Annotated in this window: 29 protein-coding genes; 15 read left to right on the top strand and 14 right to left on the bottom strand. The window is 64.5% G+C overall.

Features of this window, described 5'->3' with window-relative positions:
• Nucleotides 1–53: 53 nt before the first annotated feature.
• The 3 genes from ACIGJG_RS28085 (at nt 54) to ACIGJG_RS28075 (ending at nt 2,781) form a co-directional block, all read left to right on the top strand.
• Entirely contained in the window at nt 54–941 is an 888-nt protein-coding gene (locus ACIGJG_RS28085; protein WP_483673477.1) for a LysR substrate-binding domain-containing protein, read from the top strand.
• Nucleotides 942–1,009: 68 nt separating this feature from the next.
• Nucleotides 1,010–2,032: a M14 family zinc carboxypeptidase gene (locus ACIGJG_RS28080; protein WP_483673476.1), complete on the top strand. Its 1,023-nt coding sequence runs from the start codon at nt 1,010–1,012 to the stop codon at nt 2,030–2,032.
• A complete protein-coding gene (locus ACIGJG_RS28075) occupies nt 2,029–2,781 on the top strand; it encodes an alpha/beta fold hydrolase (RefSeq protein WP_011300409.1) in 753 nt (250 codons plus the stop codon). The genes ACIGJG_RS28080 and ACIGJG_RS28075 overlap by 4 nt, the downstream gene beginning before the upstream one ends.
• Here the strand turns inward: ACIGJG_RS28075 and ACIGJG_RS28070 are convergent.
• The 4 genes from ACIGJG_RS28070 to ACIGJG_RS28055 form a co-directional block, all read right to left on the bottom strand.
• Complete coding sequence (locus ACIGJG_RS28070; protein WP_011300410.1) at nt 2,765–3,334, bottom strand: TetR/AcrR family transcriptional regulator; 570 nt, start codon at nt 3,332–3,334, stop codon at nt 2,765–2,767. The genes ACIGJG_RS28075 and ACIGJG_RS28070 overlap by 17 nt on opposite strands.
• Before the next feature lie 214 nt (nt 3,335–3,548).
• The gene (locus tag ACIGJG_RS28065) at nt 3,549–4,172 is read right to left on the bottom strand and encodes a hypothetical protein (protein ID WP_011300411.1); all 624 of its coding nucleotides are present in this window, start codon (nt 4,170–4,172) and stop codon (nt 3,549–3,551) included.
• A gap of 422 nt (nt 4,173–4,594) precedes the next feature.
• Entirely contained in the window at nt 4,595–5,161 is a 567-nt protein-coding gene (locus ACIGJG_RS28060; protein ID WP_011300412.1) for a TetR/AcrR family transcriptional regulator, read from the bottom strand.
• Between the two features lie 362 nt (nt 5,162–5,523).
• Nucleotides 5,524–6,030, bottom strand: a complete 507-nt coding sequence (locus ACIGJG_RS28055; protein ID WP_011300413.1) for a hypothetical protein — start codon at nt 6,028–6,030, stop codon at nt 5,524–5,526.
• Between the two features lie 419 nt (nt 6,031–6,449).
• Between ACIGJG_RS28055 and ACIGJG_RS28050 the strand changes: the two genes are divergently transcribed.
• The 4 genes from ACIGJG_RS28050 to ACIGJG_RS28035 all read left to right on the top strand — a co-directional run bounded on the left by ACIGJG_RS28050 (nt 6,450) and on the right by ACIGJG_RS28035 (nt 9,282).
• Nucleotides 6,450–7,319: an alpha/beta hydrolase gene (locus ACIGJG_RS28050; protein ID WP_483673474.1), complete on the top strand. Its 870-nt coding sequence runs from the start codon at nt 6,450–6,452 to the stop codon at nt 7,317–7,319.
• A 252-nt stretch (nt 7,320–7,571) separates the two neighbouring features.
• Entirely contained in the window at nt 7,572–7,868 is a 297-nt protein-coding gene (locus tag ACIGJG_RS28045; protein WP_011300415.1) for a hypothetical protein, read from the top strand.
• 313 nt (nt 7,869–8,181) lie between these two features.
• Nucleotides 8,182–8,880 carry an alpha/beta hydrolase gene (locus tag ACIGJG_RS28040; protein ID WP_140949495.1) on the top strand — a complete coding sequence of 233 codons (699 nt, stop codon included), beginning with the start codon at nt 8,182–8,184 and terminating at the stop codon, nt 8,878–8,880.
• Between the two features lie 33 nt (nt 8,881–8,913).
• Nucleotides 8,914–9,282 (top strand): hypothetical protein, encoded by a 369-nt coding sequence (locus ACIGJG_RS28035; RefSeq protein WP_011300417.1) that lies wholly within the window; start codon nt 8,914–8,916, stop codon nt 9,280–9,282.
• A gap of 1 nt (nt 9,283) precedes the next feature.
• Here the strand turns inward: ACIGJG_RS28035 and ACIGJG_RS28030 are convergent, their stop codons facing one another.
• Nucleotides 9,284–10,192: a LysR family transcriptional regulator gene (locus ACIGJG_RS28030; RefSeq protein ID WP_483674053.1), complete on the bottom strand. Its 909-nt coding sequence runs from the start codon at nt 10,190–10,192 to the stop codon at nt 9,284–9,286.
• A 134-nt stretch (nt 10,193–10,326) separates the two neighbouring features.
• On the opposite strand from ACIGJG_RS28030, the gene ACIGJG_RS28025 reads away from it, so the two are divergent.
• Together ACIGJG_RS28025 and ACIGJG_RS28020 are read left to right on the top strand one after the other, a co-directional pair.
• Nucleotides 10,327–11,508: a M20 aminoacylase family protein gene (locus ACIGJG_RS28025; protein WP_140949509.1), complete on the top strand. Its 1,182-nt coding sequence runs from the start codon at nt 10,327–10,329 to the stop codon at nt 11,506–11,508.
• A gap of 55 nt (nt 11,509–11,563) precedes the next feature.
• Nucleotides 11,564–12,574: a Bug family tripartite tricarboxylate transporter substrate binding protein gene (locus ACIGJG_RS28020; RefSeq protein ID WP_140949494.1), complete on the top strand. Its 1,011-nt coding sequence runs from the start codon at nt 11,564–11,566 to the stop codon at nt 12,572–12,574.
• Between the two features lie 15 nt (nt 12,575–12,589).
• On the opposite strand, the gene mdtD is transcribed toward ACIGJG_RS28020, so the two are convergent.
• Complete coding sequence (gene mdtD / locus ACIGJG_RS28015; protein WP_011300421.1) at nt 12,590–13,990, bottom strand: multidrug transporter subunit MdtD; 1,401 nt, start codon at nt 13,988–13,990, stop codon at nt 12,590–12,592.
• A gap of 161 nt (nt 13,991–14,151) precedes the next feature.
• On the opposite strand from mdtD, the gene ACIGJG_RS28010 reads away from it, so the two are divergent.
• Complete coding sequence (locus ACIGJG_RS28010; protein ID WP_041680480.1) at nt 14,152–15,018, top strand: LysR family transcriptional regulator; 867 nt, start codon at nt 14,152–14,154, stop codon at nt 15,016–15,018.
• On the opposite strand, the gene ACIGJG_RS28005 is transcribed toward ACIGJG_RS28010, so the two are convergent.
• The gene (locus ACIGJG_RS28005) at nt 15,015–16,118 is read right to left on the bottom strand and encodes an AGE family epimerase/isomerase (protein WP_483673473.1); all 1,104 of its coding nucleotides are present in this window, start codon (nt 16,116–16,118) and stop codon (nt 15,015–15,017) included. The genes ACIGJG_RS28010 and ACIGJG_RS28005 overlap by 4 nt on opposite strands.
• 179 nt (nt 16,119–16,297) lie before the next feature.
• Between ACIGJG_RS28005 and ACIGJG_RS28000 the strand changes: the two genes are divergently transcribed.
• The 3 genes from ACIGJG_RS28000 to ACIGJG_RS27990 all read left to right on the top strand — a co-directional run bounded on the left by ACIGJG_RS28000 (nt 16,298) and on the right by ACIGJG_RS27990 (nt 17,328).
• Nucleotides 16,298–16,546, top strand: a complete 249-nt coding sequence (locus tag ACIGJG_RS28000; RefSeq protein WP_011300424.1) for a hypothetical protein — start codon at nt 16,298–16,300, stop codon at nt 16,544–16,546.
• A 221-nt stretch (nt 16,547–16,767) separates the two neighbouring features.
• Entirely contained in the window at nt 16,768–17,043 is a 276-nt protein-coding gene (locus tag ACIGJG_RS27995; RefSeq protein WP_011300425.1) for a hypothetical protein, read from the top strand.
• A 12-nt stretch (nt 17,044–17,055) separates the two neighbouring features.
• A complete protein-coding gene (locus tag ACIGJG_RS27990; RefSeq protein ID WP_483673470.1) occupies nt 17,056–17,328 on the top strand; it encodes a hypothetical protein in 273 nt (90 codons plus the stop codon).
• 8 nt (nt 17,329–17,336) lie between these two features.
• Here ACIGJG_RS27990 and ACIGJG_RS27985 read toward each other — a convergent pair whose 3' ends face one another.
• Nucleotides 17,337–18,971, bottom strand: a complete 1,635-nt coding sequence (locus tag ACIGJG_RS27985) for an acyl-CoA synthetase (protein WP_483673469.1) — start codon at nt 18,969–18,971, stop codon at nt 17,337–17,339.
• Between the two features lie 205 nt (nt 18,972–19,176).
• Here ACIGJG_RS27985 and ACIGJG_RS27980 point away from each other — a divergent pair, with 205 nt between their 5' ends.
• Nucleotides 19,177–19,875 carry a Crp/Fnr family transcriptional regulator gene (locus ACIGJG_RS27980; protein WP_011300428.1) on the top strand — a complete coding sequence of 233 codons (699 nt, stop codon included), beginning with the start codon at nt 19,177–19,179 and terminating at the stop codon, nt 19,873–19,875.
• A 17-nt stretch (nt 19,876–19,892) separates the two neighbouring features.
• On the top strand, nt 19,893–20,633 hold the full coding sequence (locus ACIGJG_RS27975; RefSeq protein ID WP_483673467.1) for an AraC family transcriptional regulator: 741 nt from the start codon (nt 19,893–19,895) through the stop codon (nt 20,631–20,633).
• On the opposite strand, the gene ACIGJG_RS27970 is transcribed toward ACIGJG_RS27975, so the two are convergent.
• The 6 genes from ACIGJG_RS27970 to ACIGJG_RS27945 all read right to left on the bottom strand — a co-directional run bounded on the left by ACIGJG_RS27970 (nt 20,630) and on the right by ACIGJG_RS27945 (nt 25,102).
• Nucleotides 20,630–20,935, bottom strand: a complete 306-nt coding sequence (locus tag ACIGJG_RS27970; RefSeq protein ID WP_011300430.1) for a hypothetical protein — start codon at nt 20,933–20,935, stop codon at nt 20,630–20,632. The genes ACIGJG_RS27975 and ACIGJG_RS27970 overlap by 4 nt on opposite strands.
• Nucleotides 20,936–21,191: 256 nt before the next feature.
• Complete coding sequence (locus tag ACIGJG_RS27965; protein WP_011300431.1) at nt 21,192–21,629, bottom strand: EamA family transporter; 438 nt, start codon at nt 21,627–21,629, stop codon at nt 21,192–21,194.
• A 76-nt stretch (nt 21,630–21,705) separates the two neighbouring features.
• On the bottom strand, nt 21,706–23,001 hold the full coding sequence (locus ACIGJG_RS27960; RefSeq protein WP_483673466.1) for an MFS transporter: 1,296 nt from the start codon (nt 22,999–23,001) through the stop codon (nt 21,706–21,708).
• A 731-nt stretch (nt 23,002–23,732) separates the two neighbouring features.
• Complete coding sequence (locus ACIGJG_RS27955) at nt 23,733–23,900, bottom strand: hypothetical protein (RefSeq protein ID WP_011300433.1); 168 nt, start codon at nt 23,898–23,900, stop codon at nt 23,733–23,735.
• Nucleotides 23,901–24,107: 207 nt separating this feature from the next.
• The gene (locus tag ACIGJG_RS27950) at nt 24,108–24,584 is read right to left on the bottom strand and encodes a YjjA family protein (protein WP_483673465.1); all 477 of its coding nucleotides are present in this window, start codon (nt 24,582–24,584) and stop codon (nt 24,108–24,110) included.
• A 95-nt stretch (nt 24,585–24,679) separates the two neighbouring features.
• On the bottom strand, nt 24,680–25,102 hold the full coding sequence (locus tag ACIGJG_RS27945; RefSeq protein ID WP_011300435.1) for a VOC family protein: 423 nt from the start codon (nt 25,100–25,102) through the stop codon (nt 24,680–24,682).
• Nucleotides 25,103–25,132 lie beyond the last annotated feature (30 nt).

The following is a 25,132-nucleotide window of genomic DNA, read 5'->3' as shown; positions in this document are numbered from 1 at the left end:
TGCGCGCTAATCCGGTGCCTGCCGCGTCCGCTACCTTTCCCTGCCCTCAACCCATGCTCGGCGATCTTCTCACGACCTTTTTCGAAGTGGCTCGCCAGGGCAGCATTACCACGGCCGCGCGGCAGCTCGGCGTCAGCCAGCCCACCGTTACGGCACGCATCCGCCAGCTGGAGGATGTCTATGGCGTGGAGCTGTTCTATCGCCGTGCGAGCCGGGTCGACCTGAGCGATGTCGGTGTCGCGCTGATGCCCGTGGTGGAGCAGTTGATGCAACAGGAAAGCAATGCCGACTATCTCCTGCGCAATGCGGGGAACCTGCGCTTCGGTAATTTGCGCATCGGCGCAACCGGTCCGTATTACATCCTGCGCAGCGTTGCCGCGTTCCGGCAGCGCTACCCGGCCGTCGAAGTCAGCATCGAGATCGGCAATTCGCAGCAGATGATCGAGGCGCTGCTGGAATACCGCATCGACGCCGCGGTGTCCTCGCACGCGGTGGAGGACAGCCGGCTCGCGCGTATCCGGCTGGCGAGCGATCCGATGGTGCTGGTCGTCCATCCGGAACACCCGTTCGCGCGGATGCCCCATATCGATATCGCCCGCCTTGCCGAATGCCACCTGCTCGTGCGCGAGCACGGGTCGATGACACGGCAGGCCACCGAGGCTGCGCTCGCAGCATGCGGGCAGGAACTGCCGCGCCATATGGTCATCGGCAGCCGCGAGGCCATCTATGAGGCGATCCGCCAGAACATAGGCGCGAGTGTCGTACCCGCTGGCGAAGTCCCGCGCGATCCCGCGCTGCGCATTGTGGCGTTCGCGCAGCGCCCGCCCGTCATCCACGAGTACCTGTACTGCCTGGAAAGCCGGCGGCATACGCGGCTGGTCGGCGCCCTTCTCGAATGCGTGGAATCGCTGGCGCCCGACCAGCAGGCTCAGGCTGCCTGAGTGATGCAGGACACGCCCTGCCCCGCCCGCGCGTGGCCGCGGCGCCGCTCAGCGCCTATATTGGTGCCATGAGCGAGCGCACCGCTTTTGCCGAATACGATCAGTTGCTGAGCCTGCTGGACGCGGGCAGCCGTGTGCTGGATGCGCGCGCAGTATGCGAAGCCTCGGTACAGGGCCATCGCTTTTCGGTCTACGCCGCTACCGTCGGGGCGACAGCTGCGGATGCGCCGGCCATCGGCATTTTCGGGGGCATCCACGGTCTCGAGCGGATCGGCACGCAGCTTGTGCTCGACTATCTGCGCTCGCTGCTTTGCCGGCTGGAATGGGACGAACTGCTGCATGAACAACTGCAGTCGGTGCGCCTGGTCTTTATGCCCATCGTCAACCCCGGTGGCATGTGGGCCGCCACGCGCGCCAACCCGAACGGCGTCGATTTGATGCGCAACGCACCGCAAGACGCCGATGCGCGCGTGCCGTTCCTGGCTGGCGGCCAGCGCATCGGGGCGTGGCTGCCGTGGTTCCGTGGCCGCGCTGGCCACCCGATGGAAATCGAAAGCCAGGCGCTGCTGGACGTGGTGCGAAACGAACTGCTGACGCGCCCGCTGAGCTTCGCCGTGGACTGCCATTCCGGCTATGGCTGGCGCGACAGCATCTGGTTTCCGTACGCGCGCACGCACCGTCCCATGCCGCACCTGCCCGAGATGTACCTGCTCAAGACCATGTTCGAACAGGCCCACCCGCACCATGGCTACGCGTTCGAGCCGCAAAGCCACCAGTACCTGCTGCACGGCGACCTGTGGGACTACGCATATGACCTGACGCCGCCGCAGAACCTGTTCCTGCCGATGACGCTGGAACTCGGTTCCTGGCTGTGGATCAAGAAGAACCCGCGGCAGTTGTTTTCGCGCGACGGCATCTTCAACCCGATCAAGGCACACCGCACCGCACGCGTACTGCGCCGGCATGTGAGCCTGTTCGATTTCCTGGGGCGCATCGCCTTTGCGCCGCAGCGCTGGCTGCCGACCGGCGAGCGACGCGCGATGCTGCAGGAACAGGCGCGCGCGCACTGGAACCGCCGGCCAGCACCATGACGGACTGGGTTTTCCTGCGAGGGTTGACGCGTGAAAGCCGGCACTGGGGCGCGCTGACCACGCGCTGGCAGGCGGCAGGCCTTGGGGCGCCGCTGTTGGTCGATCTGCCGGGGAATGGCACCCTTTGGCATGAGGAATCGCCGGCGACCGTACCGGGCTTCGTGGCTTCAGTCCGGCAGAGTTTGCGACAGGCCGGACAGCAGCGCCCCGTGCGCGTGCTCGCGATGTCACTGGGCGCCATGGTCGCTGCGGAATGGGCGCGACGGCAGCCAGAGGAGGTGGCGGCGCTCGTGCTGATCAACACGAGCATGCGGCCCTTCAGCACCATCACTGAGCGCCTGCAGCCCGCGAACTGGCCAGGTTTGCTGCGCATGGCAGGCGTATGGGGGAACCGCGTTTATTGCGAGGCCACCATCCACCGGATGACGTGTGCGAGGGTGGACACGCAAGACGCCGACCTTGAAGCATGGAAGCAGATCGCGACGAGTGCGCCGGTCAGCCGGCGCGCCGCCCTGCGGCAATTGCTGGCGGCGGCGCGTTACCGCACCGAAAGTATGGCCCCCTGTCCGACAACACTTCTGATTGCATCCGAGGCCGACAGGCTGGTCAACCCGGTCTGCTCGGCGCAGCTTGCGCAGGCCTGGAGCGTGCCGCTGCTCCGCCATCCGTGGGCAGGCCACGACCTGCCGCACGATGACCCGGATTGGCTGTGCGCGGTGGTGGCGCGCCAGCTCACTGCTGCGGCATGACGCCGATCAGCACCGCAGCGGCTGACTCCAGCCTCTCGGCGGTGCCAAACAGCCGGGCGGCCATCAGCCCGTTCTGCAGCGAGCCATAGACGACCTGGGCCAGTTGCGCGGGCGGCACCGGATAGGGCTTGTCGCGCAGCGGCTGGGCGCGCTCGAACAAGCCTGTCAGCCATTGCTCTTGCATGCGCACGTACTCTCGCATGGTGGCGCGCACAGGTTCCGACAGGGACAGCACATCGGCGGACAGCATCCCCACCAGACAGGCCTGGTCCGTGCCGGAGCCCGCATGCAGGGGCGCCAGGTATTGCCGCGCCTGTTCGAGCGGAGGCAGGCTGGTATCGATCGCGCGGATGCGTTCCTGCGTACGCGCGCTGTATTCGCGTACCGCTTCAAGGACCAGGTCATCCTTGGACGGAAAGTAGTAATGAATGCTTGATGTCTTGACCCCGACCAGCTCGGCCAGGTCGCGGTAGCTGAAACCGTTGAACCCCCGGCGGCGAATCAGCACCAGCGTGTGCTCGAGCAATTGTTCGCGTACGGATTGCGTTTTCATCGTTTCAGCCCCTCTGCAATGTCTGCTGCCAGTCAAGCCGGCAGCGTTTGCGCGACGAGCGTGATGAGTGAACCGCTGACGAGGCAGAGCCCCACCCATCCGACCAGTACCAGTGCGCTGTCACGCAAATTCATGATGTTCCCCTGCAACCGGGCACCCCGTGCCCGGTGATGAAGTCCGATGGCCGGCCATCAGCGGGCCGTCCGTGTCAGGCTCAGGCAAGCGCGCCGTCGGTGTACGGGTCAACCTTGCCGAGCTTCGCGCCGTCGGTGTACGGATCCACCGTGCGCGCCGGCGATTGCGACACGCCACGCGTATCCAGGCCCGCTACCGTGTGGGCGCCGTCGGTGTACGGGTCGTACTTGCCGATCTTCGCGCCATCGGTGTACGGGTCAACGGCACGGGCCGGCGTCTGCGACACGCCACGCGTATCCAGGCCTGCTACGGTGCGGGCACCGTCGGTGTACGGGTCATACTTGCCGATCTTCGCGCCATCGGTGTACGGGTCAATGGCGCGGGCGGGCGTCTGCGACACGCCGCGCGTGTCCAGCCCGGCTACGATGCGGGCGCCGTCGGTGTACGGGTCGACCTTGCCGATCTTCGCGCCATCCGTGTACGGATCCGTCTTGCCGACGCGTTGTCCTTCGGTGAACGGGTCAAACTTGCCGGTCCTTGCTCCGTCGGTAAAGGCATCGGTCTTGCCGACGCGGAAGCTGTAACCGTACTTGTCACCGGCAAAGCTGCTGTCGGCGGGGCCAGCGGCCTGCGCGATACCGCTGGCAAGTGCGGCGGCCAGGGTGGCGGCGGTGATCACGGTCTTGGCGAACTTGGCATTCATGATGAGCTCCTTGGCTTGGCGACCTCCCTAGAGCGTCGCGCGGGGTTCGTTTCGGTTCAGTCTCAGGTCTCTTTTTGATTCCACATCTACTAGTAGATAGATAACCAGATTCAAAAAAAGACCGTCGTAACGGTTATGGCGATGGTCCCGTTGCTGAACCGGCTTCTTTTTCCTTGCCGGTGAAGCAGCGCTTCCATGAGTCAAATACTATCTACTACTAGGTAGATAGTCAAGCAAAAATCTTTCTATCGGTCCGATAGCCGTGAGTCAACCGAAGCTATGCCACTGATTTAACGGATATTTTTTGCTGGTAGCAATGGAGTTCAGTCTACCAACTCTGCTTCCTGGGTCGACGGAAAAACAAAACCGCCATGCAGCATTCGCCACATGGGGGTTACAGGCAGCGCCTGGCCGACGGCGTCTTAGCCGCTCACGGCAGCCATGAGCGTATCCGCCGCAGCTTCCACACGATCCGATGTACCAAACAGGCGAGCCGAAATCAGCCCGCTTTGCAGCGACCCGAACACCACCTGCGCCAGGCGCGGTGGTGGCACCGGGAACGGTGTGCTGCGCTGCGGCTGTGCGCGCTCCAGCAAGCCCGTCAGCCATTGCTCATTCATCAGGAAGAACGTCTGCAGCAGACTGTGGACGGATTCCGGCAGGCACAAGGTCTCGGCCGAAAGCATGCCGCACAGGCAGATCTGGTCCGAACCACAGCTCGCACGAAACGGGGCCAGGTAGATAGCGGCCTGCTCCGTCACGGGCAGCGTCGTATCGATCGAACGGAGCCGCTCGGACATCGCCGCGCTGTACGTCTTCACCGCCTCCAGGACAAGGTCGTCCTTGGTCGGGAAGTAATAGTGGATGCTCGACGTCTTGACGCCGACGAGCTCGGCCAGATCCCGGTAGCTGAAGCCGTTGAAGCCTCGACGCCGGATCAGCACAAGCGTGTGCTCGAGCAATTGCTCACGAACAGATTGCGTTTTCATGAGGTCAGTTTATCTACATGAAGATAGACGCTCAAGCGAGAACGCCTGAAGGCGCGGGTAATCCCTAGGATTAGCCTTACGGTGGAAATTAGACCACCTGGAGGGGTGCGCCTTTGGAGCCACAGCCCCGGCAGACAACCCGGGGCGGGCATGAAAACAACAGACTAACCCGGCAGGACCTGCGCGGCGAAGGTAATCATCGAGCCACTCGTCACGCAAACCAGCAGCCATCCGCCAAGCAACAGGATGCTGTCACGCAAATTCATGATGGACTCCATTGCGGCTAGCCCGGCGTTCATCAGAACCGCCGGGCTGCCGTGGTAGGGAAAGCGGCCGGCCTAGCTAGGAAGGCCAGCTGGCGATCATGCGACTTGGCCGTCGGTGTACGGGTCGAACTTGCCCACCTTGGCGCCGTCCGTGTACGGATCGACGGTGCGCGCCGGCGATTGCGACACGCCACGCGTATCCAGGCCTGCGACGGTGTGGGCACCATCGGTGTACGGGTCGTACTTGCCGATCTTCGCGCCATCGGTGTACGGATCCACGGCGCGAGCCGGCGTCTGCGACACACCACGCGTGTCGAGACCTGCTACGGTGCGGGCACCATCGGTGTACGGGTCAGGCTTGCCCACTCGCGCGCCGTCGGTGTACGGGTCGGTCTTGCCAACGCGTGCGCCTTCGGTGAACGGGTCAAACTTGCCGGTCCTTGCGCCATCGGTAAAGGCGTCCACCTTGCCGACACGGAAGCTGTAGCCGTACTTGTCACCGGCGCTGGTGTCGTGCGGGCCGGCCGCTTGGGCCACGCCGCTGGCGAGCGCGGCAGCAAGGGCGGCGGCAGTGATCACGGTCTTGGCGAACTTGGCATTCATGATGAGCTCCTGGGGCTTGCGACCTCCCTGAGGCGTCGCGGTATTCGGTTCATTTCCGGTGTCTCTCTTCGATCCCGCATCTACTGGTAGATAGATAAGGGAATCTAAAAAAAGACCGCCGTTGCGGTATTGCGATGGGTTCTGTTGCAGGACCGGCTTCGCTTCTTTTTGCCGGTGGTGCACCGCTTCCATGGATTGGATACTATCTACTAATAGGTAGACAGTCAAGGAAAATCTTTCCTATGACGCCGATAGGTTTTTCCCTGGACCTTATAACCTGTTGATTTCAAAAGCGCATCTTGGGCATTCCGTGCGTGACGAATGTCGGCACATCACAACGGTTCTTCCGCTTCCCGATCTGCCTGTGCCAATCTCGCGACACCTGCTAGCCTTAGAGGGCACCTGCTTCTCTTAGGCCTATGCTGCCTCATTCCGATAGCCCGATTCCTCGCTGGCTGGCCGGGACTGCCGGCGTTGCCGTCCTGGCGGGCTTGGCCCGCCATCTGCTGTTCCGTGCGCTCGAACGCGAGGCCTTCGTCACGCCGCCCATCCCGCCCCAAGGCGGTCAGTCCGAAACGACGCTGCACGCCAGCACATTCGCGAGTGGCAGCCGCGTGCTCCATGCTGCCTTCGCACCCGCGGCCACGGCTCAGGCGCCGGCATTAATGGTGTGCCATGGCGACGACGAATGCCTGTCGGACTGGGCGCCGGTACAGACCATGCTGTCGAGAGCGGGCATCAGCACCTTCGTATTCGATTACAGCGGCTATGGGGCAAGCAGCGGTCGCCCGACAGTTCGGCATCTGCGCGAGGACGCGCGCGCGGCCTACCGGATGTTCCTGGAGGCCACGCCTGCTGCATCGCGGCGCTATGTCCTCGGACATTCGCTGGGGTCTGGCGTATTGCTCGATGTTGCGCGCGAACTCAGGCCGGTCCCCGACGGGATGATCATTGCCTCCGGCTTCAGTTCGGCTCGCGCGGCGGCAGTCCAGACCGGCAAGGTTCCGGCGAGACTGGCCTGGCTGTTGCCGGACCCCTGGAACAATCTAGCCCGTACGCGCCGGCTGAACGTTCCTCTGCTGGTCTTGCACAGCCGCGATGATGAAGTCCTGCCGTTTGCGCATTCGGAGCGACTGGCACAGGCGGCATCGCGCCTGCAAGAACTGGTGTTGTTTGATGGCATGCCGCATGACGCGGCCATCCTTCCCGATTACATCGAAGCGTTCTGGGCGCCGATCATTGCTTTCATGCTGGCACCGCAAGCGCCGCGCATCGACGGGTCGATATAGCACAGGCATCCGGCCGGTGGCGGCGTCGCCGGCAAAGCGTTGCCGGAATACCGCCATGCGCGCATCGCATGAATCGTGACACTGTGATTGCCACAGGACAATCTAACCGAGTCTCCCGAGCGCGGCAATCATCCTTGTGGGCGAGGCGCGACGAATGGGCAGGTTGAGATTCTTTTGCCGATTTCTTGTCTATATTGGTTCCCATGGCAAAAACATTGGTTCTCAGCTGTTGATCAGCACAGGAGGTATGCCATGCGTTGGCTCGCAAACTTGTTCAGTCCGCCGACCCCGGAAAAGATTGCCGAAAGGGAACTGCAAGACATGAGGCTGACGTTGTTCCAGGCCGAACGGCGCCTGCTCGAGGCGCAGATGCAGGTTGCCTATTACCGCGACATGGTCGCGTTTCTCGAAGACGTCGCGGCCAAAGGCGTCGAGGACGTGGTGGACAAGCGGCGCGCCGCTGCGCCCCCCGCCATCGAAAGCTATGCGCAAGCTCCGCGCGTGGCGCCCGGACTGACCACCGTGCCCATCGTGCCGTCTGCCGCCTAGCCGGCAGCACAGCCGTCTGCCGCGGCTTGGCCACTGGCTGTGTGCCCCGCACTCCGGTGGCCAGGTGTGGTGCCACGCGCCCACGCCTGCCCTGTTGTCGCGCCCACGCCTGCCCTGTTGTCGCGCACTGCCGGCCCCGCGGAGGCACGAACACGCTTGGACGCGATGGCGGATGCGTACTTCGCCCGCCCCAGGCACGCCTCTGAAGCTCGCGTGTTGCCGGCCTGCGCGCATAGACCTGCGCCGACCTGTGCGATACTCGCGCTGCCCGCCGCGCAAGACGGCGTCTGCCTGATCAGCCTGGAGTGCCCCCATGAACGAACTGCTGCCCGCGATCGAAATCGAGACCGCGCCGAATCCCGCTTTCAGCGTCATCTGGATGCACGGGCTCGGTGCCGACGGCAACGACTTCGTCCCGGTAGTGCCGGAACTCGGGCTCGACGCCGCGCCTGGGGTGCGCTTTATCTTCCCGCATGCGCCCGCCATTCCCGTTACGTGCAACGGCGGCTACGTCATGCCAGCGTGGTATGACATCTACTCGCTCGGAGAAACCAGCCGGCACGCGGACGAACAGGGCATCCGTCTTTCGCGCGAACGCATCCGCGCGCTGATTGCGCGCGAAAATGCGCGCGGCATCGCGACCAGCCACATTGTCCTTGCGGGCTTCTCGCAAGGTGGCGCAATCGCCTATACCACTGCCCTCACCCATCCCGATGCGCTTGCGGGCATCATCGCGCTGTCCACCTACATCCCCGCGCCGGATCTTTTGACCGCGGAAGCCACGACTGCGAACGCCGCCATCCCGGTCTTCGCCGCGCATGGCACGCAGGACGACGTCGTATCGCTGCGCCTCGGCGAGCAGGCCCGCGATTTCCTGCAGGCACGCAGCATTCCAGTCGCATGGCACACCTATGCCATGCCGCATTCGGTCTGCATGGACGAAATCGCGGCGATCGGCGCGTGGCTCAATGCCACCTTTGCGCGGATCACGGAGCAGACGGCGCAACGCTAAAACACGGCACGCTCCACTGTCATCACCACGTATATGAAAGCCGCCCCGCTTCTGAAGATCGATTTCAATACCCGCAAGGCCCTGATGTTCGCGCTGACCGCCGAACGTCTTTCTGCCTATTACGAACACGGCAAATGGCTGACCGACGCGCAAGGCGCGACGCTGGCCGGCGAATGGTTGTCGCGCTCCAAACTGCAACTCGCACTGTCCGAACGACGCCTGCTATCGGAATTGAGCGACCAGTTCGCACGTCAGCTCGCCGACACGCTGTCGCGCGAAGCCGGCCTGTATGCCTCGCACGAAATGATGGAAGCGCTCGACCCGAATTACCAGTCGGCTTTCGCGCATGACATGCTTGACGAATGCGAGCGCCTGCTGCGCGAGAACGGCGTCAACGAATAGCTCATACCTGCGGGAAGGCCTTCATTACATGCCGCAGCATGCGGTCCGCCACTGGCGAGAGTGGCCGGCCTGCACGGGTAATGATGTGGATGCGGCTGTTGTTCAGGATCGGATTGGCCAGCGGCAACGACACCAGGTCAGCGAATTGCGGTCCCTTCAGCGCCACCGAGCGCGGCGTCATGATGTAGCCCAGCCCCATCGCCGCGAATTCCCACAACACCTTGAACGAGTTCGTCGTGAGCATATGGTTCAGGGTGATGTGCTCTTCGATTTCCGCGGCCTCGATATGCTTGCGCACGCCGAACGACTCCGTCAGTGAAGCGCCCTGATGCGGCGCCAGGTCCGCCAGCGTGAGCGGCTTTCGCCTGCGCCCCAGCGGATGGTCCCTGCGCACATGCACGCGAATCGGCGCAAGCCGTGAATAATGCGAGCGCAGCCGCACGTCGTTCGGCGGCTGGAACACAAAGGCGATATGCGCGAGGTCCTCAAGGATGCAGCGGACCGTTTCCTCCGTGCCCGCCACGCGGATGTTGTACGTGACGTCGGGATGCTTGTGCAGGAAGCCCTGCAGCACCGGTTCGAGCACCAGGTCGATAAAGCCCTCGCCAAAGGCCAGTTCCACGTGACCGCGCTGCGAATTCTTCAAATTGTTGACCTCGGCCAGGAAGGTATCACTGAGGTCTTGCTGTCGACGCGCAAACAACGCGAGCAGGCGGCCGGCATCCGTCGCCACCACGCCGCGCCCGCGCCGCTCCAGCAGCGCGAGGCCGGTGTCTTGCTCCAGCTTGGCCACAGCCCGACTGACCACTGACGGGTCCAGTTCCAGCACATCGGCCGCGCCGCGTACCGAGCCGGTCTCGATGATCTGCAGCAGGCACATCGCCCGCTTCCGGTCCAGTACATCGTCCATCATTCCTCCCCCGATCCGCGTAACGTGGCGAACTTCAATCGTTGCATTTTATACAACGTTTTACCGCAATCATTGTCATGGATGCCGGACGCGTGCGCGTGGAGAATAGCTCCACGATCCAGCCCCGCCACGCCATGAACCCGTCCACCGTTGCAGAACTGCGGCAATCCATCCAGGCGCTCTCGCCCGAATTCGTCGAAATCCGCCGGAAGATTCACGCCCATCCCGAACTCGCCTTCGAAGAGCGCCAGACCAGCGACCTGGTCGCGGAACGCCTCGCGGCATGGGGCTACAAGATCCATCGTGGCCTGGGCATGACCGGCGTCGTCGGCACGCTGAGGAAGGGACACGGGACCAGGTCGCTGGGCATCCGCGCCGACATGGACGCGCTGCCGATCCAGGAAAAGACGGGCCTCGACTACGCGAGCACCATTCCCGGCAAGATGCACGCGTGCGGCCACGACGGCCACACCGCCATCCTGCTCTGCGCCGCGCGCCATCTCGCCCAATCCGTCAATTTCAACGGCACGCTGAACCTGATCTTCCAGCCCGCCGAAGAAAACGAAGGCGGCGCGCTGCGCATGCTGGAAGACGGCCTGTTCGAGCGTTTCCCGTGCGACGAAGTCTATGCGCTGCACAACTCGCCGGGGCTACCTGTGGGCCAGATCGGCGTGATCACCGGACCGGCCATGGCCTCGTTCGACCGCGCCACCGTCACGCTGCGCGGCCGCGGTGCGCACGGCGCCATGCCACACCACGGCATTGATCCGATGCAGTGCGCCGCCAGCATCGTGCTGGGCCTGCAATCGATCGTCAGCCGCGAAATCGACGCGCTCAAGTCCGCAGTGATCACGGTCGGCTCGATCCAGGCCGGCGCAACCTATAACGTCGTCCCCGAAAGCGCGCTGATCAAGATCGGCGTGCGCACGCTTGACCCGAAGGTACGCACGCTGGTCGAGACGCGCATCCAGACATTCGTCGCCGCGCAGGCCGAGAGCTATGGCCTGCAATCGGAAGTCGTGTACGAACGCAAGTACCCGGTGCTCGTCAATCATGCAGCGCAGACCGAACGCGCACGGGAAGCGGCAATTCGCCTGCTCGGCGAGGACAACGTCGTGGAACGCCCGCCCGTGATGGGCAGCGAAGACTTCGCCTACATGCTCGAACAGCGGCCCGGCGCATACGTGCGCCTTGGCAATGGGCTGGGCGAAGACGGGGGTTGCATGGTCCATAACCCCCTGTACGACTTCAACGACAAAGCCTTGCCTGTCGGCGCCGCATTCTGGGCGCACCTCGCGCAAAGCTACCTGGTTTGAATAAGCGACCTGAATCGACCTGAAACGGCCTGAATAATCCAAAAACGGGGACACCATGCATTCGATGAACCGCCGCCGCTTCCTTCAATATGCCGGCTTCACCGCAGGCAGCACCGCACTCGCCGGCCTGCCGGCGTTCGCCGCAGAAGCCTTTCCGTCCAAGCCCCTGTCGCTCGTCGTGCCCTATCCGGCCGGCGGCGCCAGCGATACGTCGGCGCGCATCTTTGGCGAATCGATCAGCAAGAGCGTCAAGCAACAGGTGGTGGTCGAGAACTACGGCGGCGGCACCGGACTGATCGGCGCAAACAAGGTGCTCGCTGCCCCGGCTGACGGCTATACCTTCTTCCATGGCTCGATCAACGAAGTCTTCCTTGCGCCGTTGCTGAACCCGGCCGCGCGCTACAAGCCGCAGGACTTCATGCTGGCCGCACCGATCAGCGACGCGAACATCGTGCTGATGGTGCGCAACGGCATCCCCGCCGATACGCTCGACAGGTTCATCGACTATGCGAAGCAGAACAAGGCCAAGCCGTTGACCTACGCCACGGTCGGCATCGATTCGATCTACCACCTGATGGGCGATGCGCTCGGCACGCGCCTCGGACTGACCTTCCTGCACGTGCCGTACAAAGGTGCGGCACCCGCATTGCAGGGCCTGGCCGGTGGCGAAGTGGACTTTGCCATCCTGCCTTACCAGTCGAGCTTCGACGCCATGCAGCAGCAAGGCCGGTTGAAGCTGCTGACCAGCTTCTCGAAAACGCTGCCCGCTTCGGTCAAGCACATCCCGCTGATTTCGCAGAGCCGCATCGTGCCGGACTTCGAGTACGCGATCAGCGGCGGCTACTTCGTCAGGCAAGGCACGCCGGCGGATCGCGTGGCCGTGTTGCGCAAGGCTATCGGTGAAGCGCTCAGCAAGCCCGATGTGCGCGGCAAGCTCGAGGCCGAAGGGCGTACCGTTGTACAACCGGTCGAAACCCAGCAGCAGGCGAACAAGTACTTCGACCAGTACCAGGCTCGCGTCACGGAACTGATCCGCAGCGTGGGACGAAAGACTCACGCGGCCTGAGCCCGTGTTTGCAACTCAAGGCGTGCGCGCCGCAGCTGCGCGCCGCCCTTTTCCAAGCTCCCCAATATCCAGCCGACGAAACACCAGCGCCGACAGAAGCGTGATCGTCCCGACAACCACAAAGGCCAGCCGATAAGCGGGACCCGCATCCCCGATCCGATCGGAGAACAAGGTCACGAGCCCGCCGCCCACGGTCACGCCCAGTCCGATGGCCAACATCTGCACCATCGAGAACAGGCTGTTGCCGCTACCCGCATCCTCGACGCTGAGGTCCTTGAGCGTCACGCTGTTCATGGCAGCGAATTGCATCGAATTGGTCGCGCCGAACAACGCCAGTTGCGCAATGGAGAGCGCCAGTGGCCAGCCCGGCGACATCGCCCCGAACGACGCGATCGATGCGCCGACCAGTGCGGTGTTGACGAGCAGGAAGTTGTCATAGCCGAAGCGTTTCACCAGCGGCACGATCCAGCGTTTGGACACCGCCCCCGCCAGTGCGGCCGGCAGCAGCATCAGCCCCGCGTGGAACGGCGAGTAGCCGAGCTGCAGTTGCATCAGCAGCGGCAGCAGGAACGGCACCGCGCCGGAGCCGATGCGGCAGACTAGATTCCCGACCAGCCCCACGCTGAAATTCGGCTCGCGAAACAGTGCCAGCCGGAACAGCGGCACGCGGCTGCGGCGCGCATGCGGGATATACAACATAGCGGCAACCACGCTGATCGCGGCGAGGCCGGCGCTCCAGCTTGCATGGTTTTCCTGCAGCGGCGCATCGAGTGCCAGCGAAAACGCCACCATGCACAGCGACAGCAAGCCGCAACCGACCCAGTCGAACGCCGGCGCGCCCGCTGTGTCGCCGGCAGGCAGATAGCGCCGCACGGCGAGCAAACCGACAACGCCGACAGGCACGTTGATCAGGAAAATCCAGTGCCATGAAACGTGCTGCACCAGCCAGCCGCCGAGCACCGGCCCGAAGATCGGACCTACCTGCCCCGCCACGGAGACAAAGGCGAGCGCGGCAATGTACTGCTCGCCCGATACATTGCGCAGCACGGCGAGCCGGCCGATCGGCAGCAGCATGGAGCCGCCGACGCCTTGCAGCACTCGCGCCACTACCAGTTCCGGCAATGTTTGCGCGCCCGCGCAGAACAGGGATCCCAACACGAAGATGAGGATGGCGCAGAAGTAAACCCGCCGCGTGCCGAAGCGGTCGGCGAGCCAGCCCGACGCAGGGGTCAGCATCGCCATGGTCAGCGTGTACGCGACAACCACGGGTTGCAACTCCAGTGGCTTGCGCCCGAGGCTGTGTGCCATCGAAGGCAGTGCGGTGTTGACGATGGTGGTATCGAGCGTCTGCATGAAGAAACCCGCAGCGACGATCCACAACATGGCCTTGAGAGAGGGGGCGAAAGCTTGGCTCATGGGTGTGGGATTGTGCTTGGCACAGCATGCAACCAAGGCGGACGACGTCTGCAAAGCCCTGGCAGCCAGGCCATGGAACCGATCATAGTCACCACCCACCCGATCGGGAACCCCACTGGAGATGTTGACTGCGATCGGATTTGCCGATGACAATCACGGCCATGCTAAACCCGGTCTGGATCCAAACCTTCGCCACCGTGGCCGCCGCACGCAGCTTCACCGAAGCGGGGCGGCAGCTTGGTTTGTCCCAATCGAGCGTCAGCGACCATATCCGTCGCCTGGAGCAAAGCGTGGGTCGCCGCCTGTTCGTGCGCGATACGCATTCGCTGTCGATGACGCCCGACGGCGAAGCACTGCTCGTGCATGCACGGCTCATCCTGGAGGCGCTGGCGCGTGCGGAATCGCAGTTCACCGCGCCGCGGCTGCGAGGCCGCGTGCGGCTCGGCACCTCCGAAGACCTGGCGCAGGGGCCGCTGTCAGGGGTGTTGTCCGCGTTCCGCAATACACACCCTGACGTGGAGATGGAAATCACCATCGCCATGACCAGCAAGCTGTACGAACTGATGGATGCGGGCTCGCTCGACCTGATGCTTGGCAAGCGCCGCCAGGGGGATCGCCGTGGCGTACCGCTGTTTCGCGGCTCGCTGGAGTGGCTGGCGCGTCCCGGGACGGTGGTGGACCTGTCGCAACCGCTGCCGCTGATCCTGGTGCACGAGCCCAGCGTGACGCGGTCGGTCGTACTCGATACGCTGGCCAAGGCCGGCTGCCAGTGGCAAGTCGTCTGCAGCAGCAGTAGCCATTCCGGCTGCCTTGCCGCCGCGCGCGGCGGGCTCGGACTGACGGTGCGCTCGCGCTACCTGTATGGCGAAGGCGTCGCCCCTCCGCTCAACTGGGAAAAGCTGCCGGCGCTGCCCGAGGTGGAATTCATTTCCTTGTCCGCGCGCCGGCTGAGCCAGCCGGCCGAGACACTGCTGCGGCTGCTGCAGAAGAGCGATCTGCGCGCCGCCAGCAGCTGGACAAGCGCCTAGCTCTCGAGGTCCGGCAGCTCGGCGTAGGCCGTGGCGAGATGGTATGGCGACGTCGAAGGCATTTCGGCGCGCACCACCTCGCCCGAGGGCGCCAGGCATTCGTGCCAGCCGCCCTTGTGCAGGAAACGGCCGCGGTACTGGCGCAACTGCGCTTCTAGCGTCGCCAGCGATTCGGGCGTCCCATGCACGGCCAGCGCACGCGCATATTCCGTCTGGGCCCAGATCCGCTGGGTGCCATCGAGCAACGCGCCGTGCTCATCGAGCGCCGCGCTGACGCCGAACGTCCCGGGCACCACGCCGTGGGTCTGTGCAAACACGAAGGCCCGCTCCAGGGACTCGGTCAGCGGCGAGCCCTCGAACAGATCGTGATTGCCCGCGACCAGCGAAAACCACTCGAACTGATGACCGGGTTCGATGCGATTGCCGTTGGCTTCCTTCGGCAACTCTGCGATACAGCCGTTGGCCGGATCGACGAATCGGCCATGCACAGCCGCGGCGATCTCGCGCAGGCGCTCCGCATACCATTCGTCATCGGTAGCGTCGAGTGCTGCAAGGTAAGCCTCGGTCAGATGCATGATCGGGTTCTGCTGCAAGCCCGCACCCTTGTCCTTGAAAAACTCGGAAAGCGCCGCGTGGTACAGCCCCGTGCCGTCGGCGAAGCGCTGCTCGACAACGTCGCGCGTTTCCTCGAGGACGGCGAGCGCGTCCTCGTTGCCACTGCGGGCGTAGTAGTGCGCGCACGCAAAGATCACGAACGCGTGTGTGTACAGGTCGCGCGTTGAGTCCAGCGGCATGCCCATCGGATCCACGCTGTAAATCCAGCCGCCTTCACCATTGCTGAAGTAGGCCTGCAGCGAACCGAACAGCGTATTGGCGTGGTCGAGTTTCCCCGCCACCGAAAACACGTACAGCTGGCGCGCGCACGCCATGGCACGATAGCGCACTGGCGGCAAGGCGTCGCTGGTGGCGCCGTCGAGTGCCTCGTACGGGAGCAGCAGGTCGGCATTCCAGCCGTTGGCAGTCCAGTGCGGCAGGACAGCGGTGTCATAGTGTGCGCGCAGCGACGCAACCAGTTCGGCGAGTTGAGGCGAGATGGGCATGCGAGTCAGGAAAAGCGGCGCCACCCGGCGCCTCCGCGCAGAAGATACTGGAAACCGCGCCGCGACGGAAGATGCACAGCCAGTCACCACCATTGTCGGGACAGGATGCGTAGCTGGAATTGGCGCCGCACAATTGCTAGCATCTAAGCTCCACGTCGTCGCTGTTTCGGGAGACTGTCATGTCGATTCAGCCCCTCACCCTCGCCGACAGCCACCGCACGCTCGTGCTCCATGTCCTCGAAGATCCGCCGGGCCTTTATACCTGGCGCATCGTGATGGAAGAGCACTGCGGCGCGGCCGATGCCGACTGCACCATCGAAGCCAGCTCCTCCTATCCGTCCGAGGCCGAAGCCGAAGCCGCCTGCTGGGCGGCAGGCAACTACATGCTCGACGGGCCACGTGCCGCAGGAGAAGTGCGGCCTTCCTGACCTGATACGTCCGGCGGCTTTTCTCCGCCGGACGTATCGCCTAACCTGAAACCGTTGGCAGTGGCAACGCGGGCGGCTTTTTTTGCTCGCGCTTCCTCCGGCCACCCCGCAACCTCTCGGGGCTCATGCCACTTGCCCGCAATCTTCCTGGCCTTTACTACCGCGTATGCCGGCCTCGTGCACGCATCGTGCGCCCGACGGCAGCGCCGCAGGAGCCCGCTATGGAAAAGGAAAAGCCGGTCGTCAGTCCCCAGCGTTTCGTTGAGTTAATGAACGAGCGCCTGGTGAAACACCCTCTGTTCCAGGAGGGCATGCACGTGTACGCAATTCCGCAGCACACCGACCATCCGCGCAGCCTGATCTGCGTCGGGCCGCGTGGCACGGCGGGCGTATGCACCACCATCGAAAACATCGTGCGCGGTGAATTCGAGGTGTTCCCGGAAATCGCGCAGGAATGGCACAGGCCCGGGCCGCCGCAGCACGCGGGCCTGCGTTGATCCACATCTGCCATGCCTAGCGGCTCACACGAGCACAGCGCCCCCTATCGCGGCTACCGCATTCACATCGCGGCACTGCGTTACGGGGGCCAGCATGACGGCTGGTGGACGCTGCGCGCGCACATCTGGCAGCAAGGCCACGCCCTGCCCGATCAGTACCCGAACAGCGGCGTGCGCTTTGCCTGTGCTGCCGACGCCAGCCGTGCAGGGCTGGCGTGGGGTCGCGAAACCATCGACCGCCTGATCGCGAACCGGCAAGCCGACGAAGAGGCTTCGTTCTCCTGATCGTCGCCTCAGACGTCGATCGCCGAATCCGACTTGACCTTGCGGCGCAGCTCGAACTTCTGGATCTTGCCGGTCGAGGTCTTCGGCAGCGGTCCGAAATACACAGCCTTCGGCACCTTGAAGCCCGCCAGCAGCGTGCGGCAATGGGCCATCAGTTCCTCTGCCGTCGCACTCGCCCCATCTTTCAGCTCGACGAACGCGCACGGCGTTTCGCCCCATTTGGCATCCGGCTGCGCCACGACTGCTGCCGCAAGCACGGCCGGATGGCGGTAGAGCGCATCCTCCACCTCGACGCTCGAAATGTTCTCGCCGCCCGAAATGATGATGTCCTTGCTGCGGTCCTTGATCTTGATGTAGCCGTCCGGCATGCATACGCCGAGATCGCCGGTGTGGAACCAGCCGCCCGCAAAGGCCTCGCGCGTCGCCTTCTCATTCTTGAGGTAACCCTTCATGCAGATGTTGCCGCGGAACATGATTTCGCCGATGGTCTCGCCATCGGCCGGCACCGGCTGCATCGAATCGGGATCGAGCACAGCCACGCCCGACTGCAGGTGATAGCGCACGCCCTGCCGTGCCTTCTTCACCGCACGCGCTTCCTGCGACAGGCTGCCCCAGGCGTCCTGCTCCGCGCATACCGCCGCGGGACCGTACACCTCAGTGAGGCCGTACACGTGGGTCAGTTCGAACCCCATCGCCTCCATCTGTGCGAGCACCGCGGCAGGCGGGGGCGCCCCGGCCACCATGCCGCGCACCGGCCCGCGCAGGCCTTCGCGCCACGACGGCGGTGCATTGACGAGCGCAGTATGCACGATCGGCGCCGCGCAGTAGTGGGTCACGCCTTCGTCGCGCATAAGATCGAACACGAGCCGCGGCTCGAACTTGCGCAGGCACACGTTGACGCCCGCACGTGCCGCAATGGTCCACGGAAAGCACCAGCCATTGCAGTGGAATAACGGCAGCGTCCACAGGTAGACCGGATGCTTGGGCAGGTCCCACTCGAGGATGTTCGAGATCGCATTCATGGCCGCGCCGCGGTGGTGGTACACCACGCCCTTCGGGTCACCCGTCGTGCCCGATGTGTAGTTCAGCGCAATCGCATCCCATTCGTCGTCAGGCATCTTCCACGCATACTCAGGATCGCCCGAAGCGAGGAACGACTCGTAGTCGGTATCGCCGAAACGCTCCGCCTGCGGGCCCAGCGCATCTTCCACGGCGATGACCTTCAGGCCCGGGATTTCCAGCGCCATCTGGCGTGCGAGGTCGGCGAACTCGGTATCGGCCAGCAGCACGCGCGCCTCGCCATGGCGCAGCATGAACACCAGGTTCGCAGCGTCCAGTCGAATATTGAGCGCATTGAGCACCGCGCCGGCCATCGGCACACCGAAGTGCGCCTCCACCATGGCTGGCGTATTGGGCAGCAGCGCTGCGACGGTATCGCCCTTGCCCACGCCCGCTCGCGCGAGCGCACTGGCCAGGCGGCGCGCCCGCACATAGGTGTCGCGCCAGTTCTGGCGCACCGGGCCGTGCACGATAGCTGGCCGGTCGCCATATACCTCGGCGGCGCGGACCAGGAAATCAATCGGGGTGATCGGCACGAAATTGGCCGCGTTGCGGCCGAGGCCGCTGTCGAAATCGGTGGGCATGATTGGTGTCTCCGCTTAGCTGTCTGGCACGGGGGCGCTGTAACTTTTTCTTCCACAAGGCTATCATCGCACACGCTTGCGCACTGTCATCCGGACGACAAACCTCCCGGAAAGCCGCGCCAGGCAAGGCTTACAGGAGTCTTACAGAGCCAGCGCCACGCCCGCGCAGCCCCCAATTGCCCGCCGTTTCGCAAGCTCGCCTACCATGACCGCGCCCGCCTTTTCCCCGACCGATTCCCCGCTCGCCGGCCATGCCTGGTTCCATGCGCTTGCGCCCGAGCATCAGGCACTTGCGGCGCGCGAGACTGTGCTGAAGGAATTCGCAGCGGGCGCCTTCATCGCGCGGCGTGGAGAACCGTCGCGCGACTGGATCGGCGTCGACAGCGGGCTGATCAAGCTTGCCGTCTATACCCCCGACGGGCGCGGCTGCACGTTCTCGGGCGTGCCCGCCGGCGGCTGGTGCGGCGAAGGCAGCGTGATCAAGCGCGAGCTGCGCCGCTACGACGTGATCGCGATCCGCGATTCGCGCGTGCTGCTGGTGCCGGAACCCGTGTTCAACACCCTGCTCGCACAAAGCCTGCCGTTTTCCAGCTTTGTCGTCACGCAGCTCAACGAACGCATGGGACAGTTCATCGCCACCGTGCAGAATGACCGCCTGCTCAGCGCCGATGCACGCGTCGCACAGGCCATTGCGCAACTGTTCCACCCGTCGCTGTATCCGCGCACCAGCCCCGTGCTGGAGCTGTCGCAGGAGGAAATCGGCCTGCTTACCGGCCTGTCGCGACAGCGCGTCAACCAGGCCTTGCGGCGCCTCGCCGACGACGGACTAGTCCACCTGGCCTACCAGACGATACGCGTGACCGATCTGCCACGGCTGCGTCACTTCGGGCTGTCCGAGCTGTAGCCCCCGGCCGAAATGTCATGGCGTCGGCGGCCTTGAAGGTTGCGCCGGCCGCCGAATGCTGCGACAGTTACCGGCCGCGCGCCTGCGCCACCGCCATTGCCCGCATGCCCCTTGTCAGCCGCAATCCCGTCCGCATCACCCGCCTGCGCTTTCCGTTCGCCGTGCGCGTGGAAGCCGTGCAGGGCGCGGCCCGGCTGCGCGACGTCAATGCGCGGCGCGACGTGCGGCCCGGCGACCCGTTCGTGGTCCCGGCCTTTGCGCATTTCGATTGCGAGTTGCAGGCAGCACCGGGACAAACGTGCACCATCACGTTCAAGGCCGTGCCGGACGCGGTCTGCCCGCGCATGAACGCAATCCATCACGACAAGCACTGGTCCCGCACGCTGGCGCGGCTGGTCTTTGAGCATCCGACGGCGGACTGGAACGCCGCACTGCTTGCCGAACAGTGGCAGGTCGCGCAGCGCCTGGTGCGTGCGCGCCTGTTCGCCGAAGGCGAGGCTTTGCACCCGCTGGTACGCGAGCAGCGCGCTGCACGGGCGTTCTACATGCTCGCGCTATCCGATGCCGCACCGGTGCTGCCAGCGAGCCGACTGGAATTGCTGGCGACGCAGTCAGGCCTGCGCTCGGCCGCGGCATTCGCGAATGCCTGCGCCAATCTGTTCGGCATAGAGCCGGCTCAACTGCAGCCGGGCATGCACGATAGCCGGCGCCCGCACGCGCCGGCCTGGGCCGCGTGGCCGGTGCCTGTTACGGCCTAGATAACGCGATAGATTTCCCAGCGCGCGGTGCCGGACACCACGAACGGTTCCAGTTCACGCCCCCATTGCGCATGCGCGGGAAGCTGGCCGAGTTTCTGCCACGCACGGTCCAGTTCGGCCAGGTCGGCCACTTCCCAGTCGTGGACGACCGTGGCCTCCAGTGCGCCGATCGATCCGGTCAGCAGCCGGCCGCACTGCAGGCCAACCTGTGGCGCGATGTCCTGCGCCCACTGTTGCAGGCGGCTGATCACCTCCTGCTTGTGCCCGAAGCGGGCGTCAATCTGCCATCTGGCGATCAGCATGATGTCTCTCCAGGTCAGCGCACGCCGCCTTGGCGACGCGCGATTCCGTGGGCTGCCTTCATCGCGGCCCGCGCCAGGCCGACTGGTTCCACTATATGCCGGCACCGTTGAAACGGAGGAAGAAAGCTGAGACGTTGCCAAGTCGGCAAATTTGGCTCGGGGAACTCGCAGGGCCGAGCGCCAGCATGCGAGGAACGCCCGCGCCGCCGCAGCCGCCCACCGGGCTCGCGGTGGCATGAAGCGCCAGTGCCCAGCGCTATCGCCGCAGGCTCAGCACGATCACTCCCGCCGCGACCAGCCCGATGCCGAGCCATTCACGCGGCGCAGGCCGTTCGCCAAGGAACAGCACGGCGAACAGTGCCACCAACACCAGGCTGAACTTGTCGACAGGGGCCACTTTGGATGCATCGCCGATCTTGAGCGCGCGGAAATAGCACACCCATGAGGCGCCAGTGGCCAGCCCTGACAACGTAAGGAAGATCCAGTTTCTGGCCGAGAAGGCCGATGGGTCCATCCACTTGCCGGTGCTCACCACGAAGGCGGCGAGCACGACGAAGATGATCACCACGCGAACCAGCGTGGCCATGTCGGAATCGATGCCGGCAAGGCCGACCTTGGCAAAGATCGCCGTCAGGGCCGCGAAAATCGCGGAAAGCACGGCCCAGGCGAACCAGCTGGAAGCTGCAGGCATCATCGTGAACGCTCCGGGGCGCCCGGGCGCATGGCCCGGCAAAGCCTGCAGTATATCGGCGAGCGCGCGATCTCTGACGTCAGGCGTGCGCCGCGCGCGAGTCTGGCACGGTGGTTCCCTGCTGCTGCAGACCGGCGAGTCGCTGCTTCGAGCGCTCCGGATTGATCAGCGCGGCGCCACCGAACCCGCCAACGATCATCAACGCGCCGCACACCGCGAAGCCGGTCTCGTAACCATGCGCCCCGGTGGCGTTCTGCACCAGATAACCGGTCACCAGCGGCGCTAGGATGCCGGCGATCGATGAAATCGAGGCGTCGATCGACAGCAGCGCACCACGCTGCGCCGGCGGGCACACTTCAGCCAGCATGGCCGGCCCGAGCGAGTAGATCGAGGGCGCGAGCGCGCAGCTTGCCGCGAGCAGCGCGACGCGCTGCCAGTTGCCCAGCCCCGGCGCCACCAGCGCCGCAAGGCAAACCCCGGCGCCCACGAGCATCAGCGCGGCCAGGCGGCCCCTGGCAATGCGCGACGGCGTGCCCCGACGCAGCATGCGCTGCGACCACCACGCCACGGCCATCGTGACCGGCATGTTGACCGCGATGATGGCCGCAAACAGCCGACCCGACATGGCATGGTCGAAACCAAGTCCGCGCTGCAGGTAGGCCGCGAACCACGTCAGCGACAGCGCGAGGCTCCAGTACGCCACAAAGCGCAGCAGGAAGCAGCCCAGTACCGTGGCATCGCCGAGCAGCGCCCGATACGGAACGCGCTGTTGCGTGGTGGCCTGGGCCGAAGGCTGTTCGACCTTGCCCTCGCCACCAAACAGCAGCCACAGCACGGCCCACGCGGCGCCGAGCGCGGCCAGTACGTAGAAATTAGCGCGCCAGCCCCAGTGCGCGGTGATGTATGGAATCGTGATACCCGCGAGGATCAGGCCCGTAGCGCCGCCCTGCGTAAAGAACGCCACAGGCAGCGTGCGGCGATCATCGGGGAACCACTTGTAGGCCGCATGGATGGCAATGGCGGTCGACGGCCCCTCAGCAATGCCGAGCAGTACACGCGCTGCGATCAGCACGGCCAGGCTCGATGACCATGCCAGCGGAATCTGGAACAGGGACCACGCCACGGCCATCAACAATAGCAGCAACGTGCACGAAACGCGGTTGGCAATAAAGCCACCGGCTACGCCGGCCACCGCGAACAGCCAGAAGAAGCTGCTGCCGACCAGCCCGAATTGCGCCGGCGTGAGACCAAGTTCGTCCATCATCGGGCCAGCAAGCAGCCCCACGCTGATCTTGTCGAGGAAGTTCACGACCACGAACAGGAATAGCAGCACGGTCACCACCCATGCACGGCCCCGCTGATACGTTGCACTCATTCGTCCTTGTCTCCGTTTTCTTGTTTGTAGAGCCGGCCTGGGGCTTGCGCAAACTGATTGTGGGCGACACGCGGGGCGTCACCGCTTGGCCGGCCGTCACGGAAAAATTCTGGACAGGGTCGGGTGAGGGTTACTCGTCGTATCCGACGATTTGCCAGGCATGTCGGGGAATGCCTTACGGCTCGCCGAGCGAATTCGCGAGCGGGGGACTGGTGGTTTGGGTTTTGCTGCGCGAATTGTTGTGGATTTTTAGGGCGGCGGGGTTGGTGTGGTTTGGTGGGTGCTGCTGGGGCGATCGCGGGGCCGGCGGGAGTTTTGTGGTTGGGGATGGGGTGTCGCTCTTGACTAGCGCCGCTGTTTCGCCGGCGTAGCCGGCGAGGCACTTTTTGTCCGAGCGACAAAAAGTACCCAAAAAACGCGTCGTTGCCGCTGGCCATCAATCCCGCGGCAGCAGTGGTTCATGCGGCTTTGGACGCCGTCATGGTGGTGGGCCGTTCGACCCTGCTATGCGTAGGTTTTCAGCGCGGTGCCTGACGTCAGCCGACTTTTGAACGAGCCCCGACCACGTATAGGTAGGTTCCAATAGCGCCCGGGGTGGGACGCCTTCGGCTGCGCTGCGCGCACATAATCGGCGTACAGCAGCGCATGCCAAGCACAGCACTCCGTAGTGCTGCGAGGACCCGTTCTTGCTCTGCCGCGTGGTGGCGACGACCAGGCCGCCGTGCCAATACTCAGCCCACGGCGTGCATCGGCGACATGGAGTACACCAGCACGAGCACCGCGACGATGGCCGGAGAACCAAGCCTGATCGCCGTGCTGCGCGTGAGCACGCCAAGATAGACATACAAGCACACCAGCACCATCGCTGTCAGGTACACGAGGCCGTCATAGACTTGCATGGATGTCTCCCGTGGGGTCATGCCCCGGATGTTTTTATAGGTCTACATCGTGCTGCCGCCAGGCCGCTTTGTTGGGGGGACGCCCTGGCGCAATGCGTTTGCTGTCTGTTGCGGATCATGGTCGCCACTTCGCGGTTGGGTGGCAATCATGGAAATCCCTGCGAAAACGGCGAAAAATGGCCTCAAAATTTGATGCGCTGCGCAAAATCACAGCAGTGCCTTGCCTTGCGAAAGTATCTTTTCGCACACCTGCTCGGTCGCTTTGGCCTTGAGGCCGCTGCCACTCAGATCCAATGTCTTGCCATGGCCATCCTGCAGGATGCCTTGGGCGCCGCTGGTGTAGCCATTGTCCGTAGATGCCTTGGATGGGCCGCCAAGCTTGTCCATCAGCTTGTCCTTGACGGAACCCGCGCCGCCAGCGCCGAGGTAATTGTTCTTGATGCAGAAGTCGAGCAGGCCCGTGACATTGCCCATGCTGCCCGATGACAGCGACTGCAGCGAAAGACCGCTGCCTAGTCCTCCGAGCGAGCTGGTTGCGCTTTCCGCCCCGCCACCCAGTGGGTTTTTCAGGACGTCGCCCAACTGAGCCCACGAAAACGGGGCCATGCCCATCAGCACGGCCGATGCCAGTACCACGGCAGCCGCGCGACGATGCCGCCCGAACGTTGTCTTGCATGCCTTCATCGTGCCTTCCCTCCGGTCATGCGCCACACAGGTCAACTTCTACTATAGTGCGCGCGGCAGCGTTGCGACCCCACGCGCACTTCAGGCTATGTTGATCAATCTGCGGGCAGCATCTGCGGATTCCAGGCGACTTCCCAGAGATGGCCGTCCGGATCGGCGAAATACCCGGCATAGCCGCCCCAGAACGTCGGCTGCGCGGGCTTGACGATGGTGGCGCCCGCCGCTGCGGCCTGCTGCATGACCGCATCGGCCTCCGCCTGGCTGCCGACGTTGTGGGCCAGAGACGCCCCCGCCGCGGCGCGAACGGACACCGGCAGTCCGGTGTCATGCGCGAGGCTCGCGCGCGGCCAGATGGCGAGCTTGAGGCCGGACTGCAGGTCGAAGAATGCCACCGCGCCATGCTCGAATTGCTCGCCGACAATGCCCTGCGTCGGCAGGCCCAGGCCGTCACGATAAAAGCGCAGCGATCGTTCCAGGTCGTCGACGCCCAGCGTGATCAGCGTGACACGTGGTTTCATGGGCCCTCCTCTTCTTGTGGAGTGAAAGCG

This window comes from Cupriavidus sp. C1SS-2L, from assembly GCF_057073735.1.
Note: the sequence above shows the minus strand (reverse complement) of the source record. Positions and strands in the feature narration are given on the sequence as shown.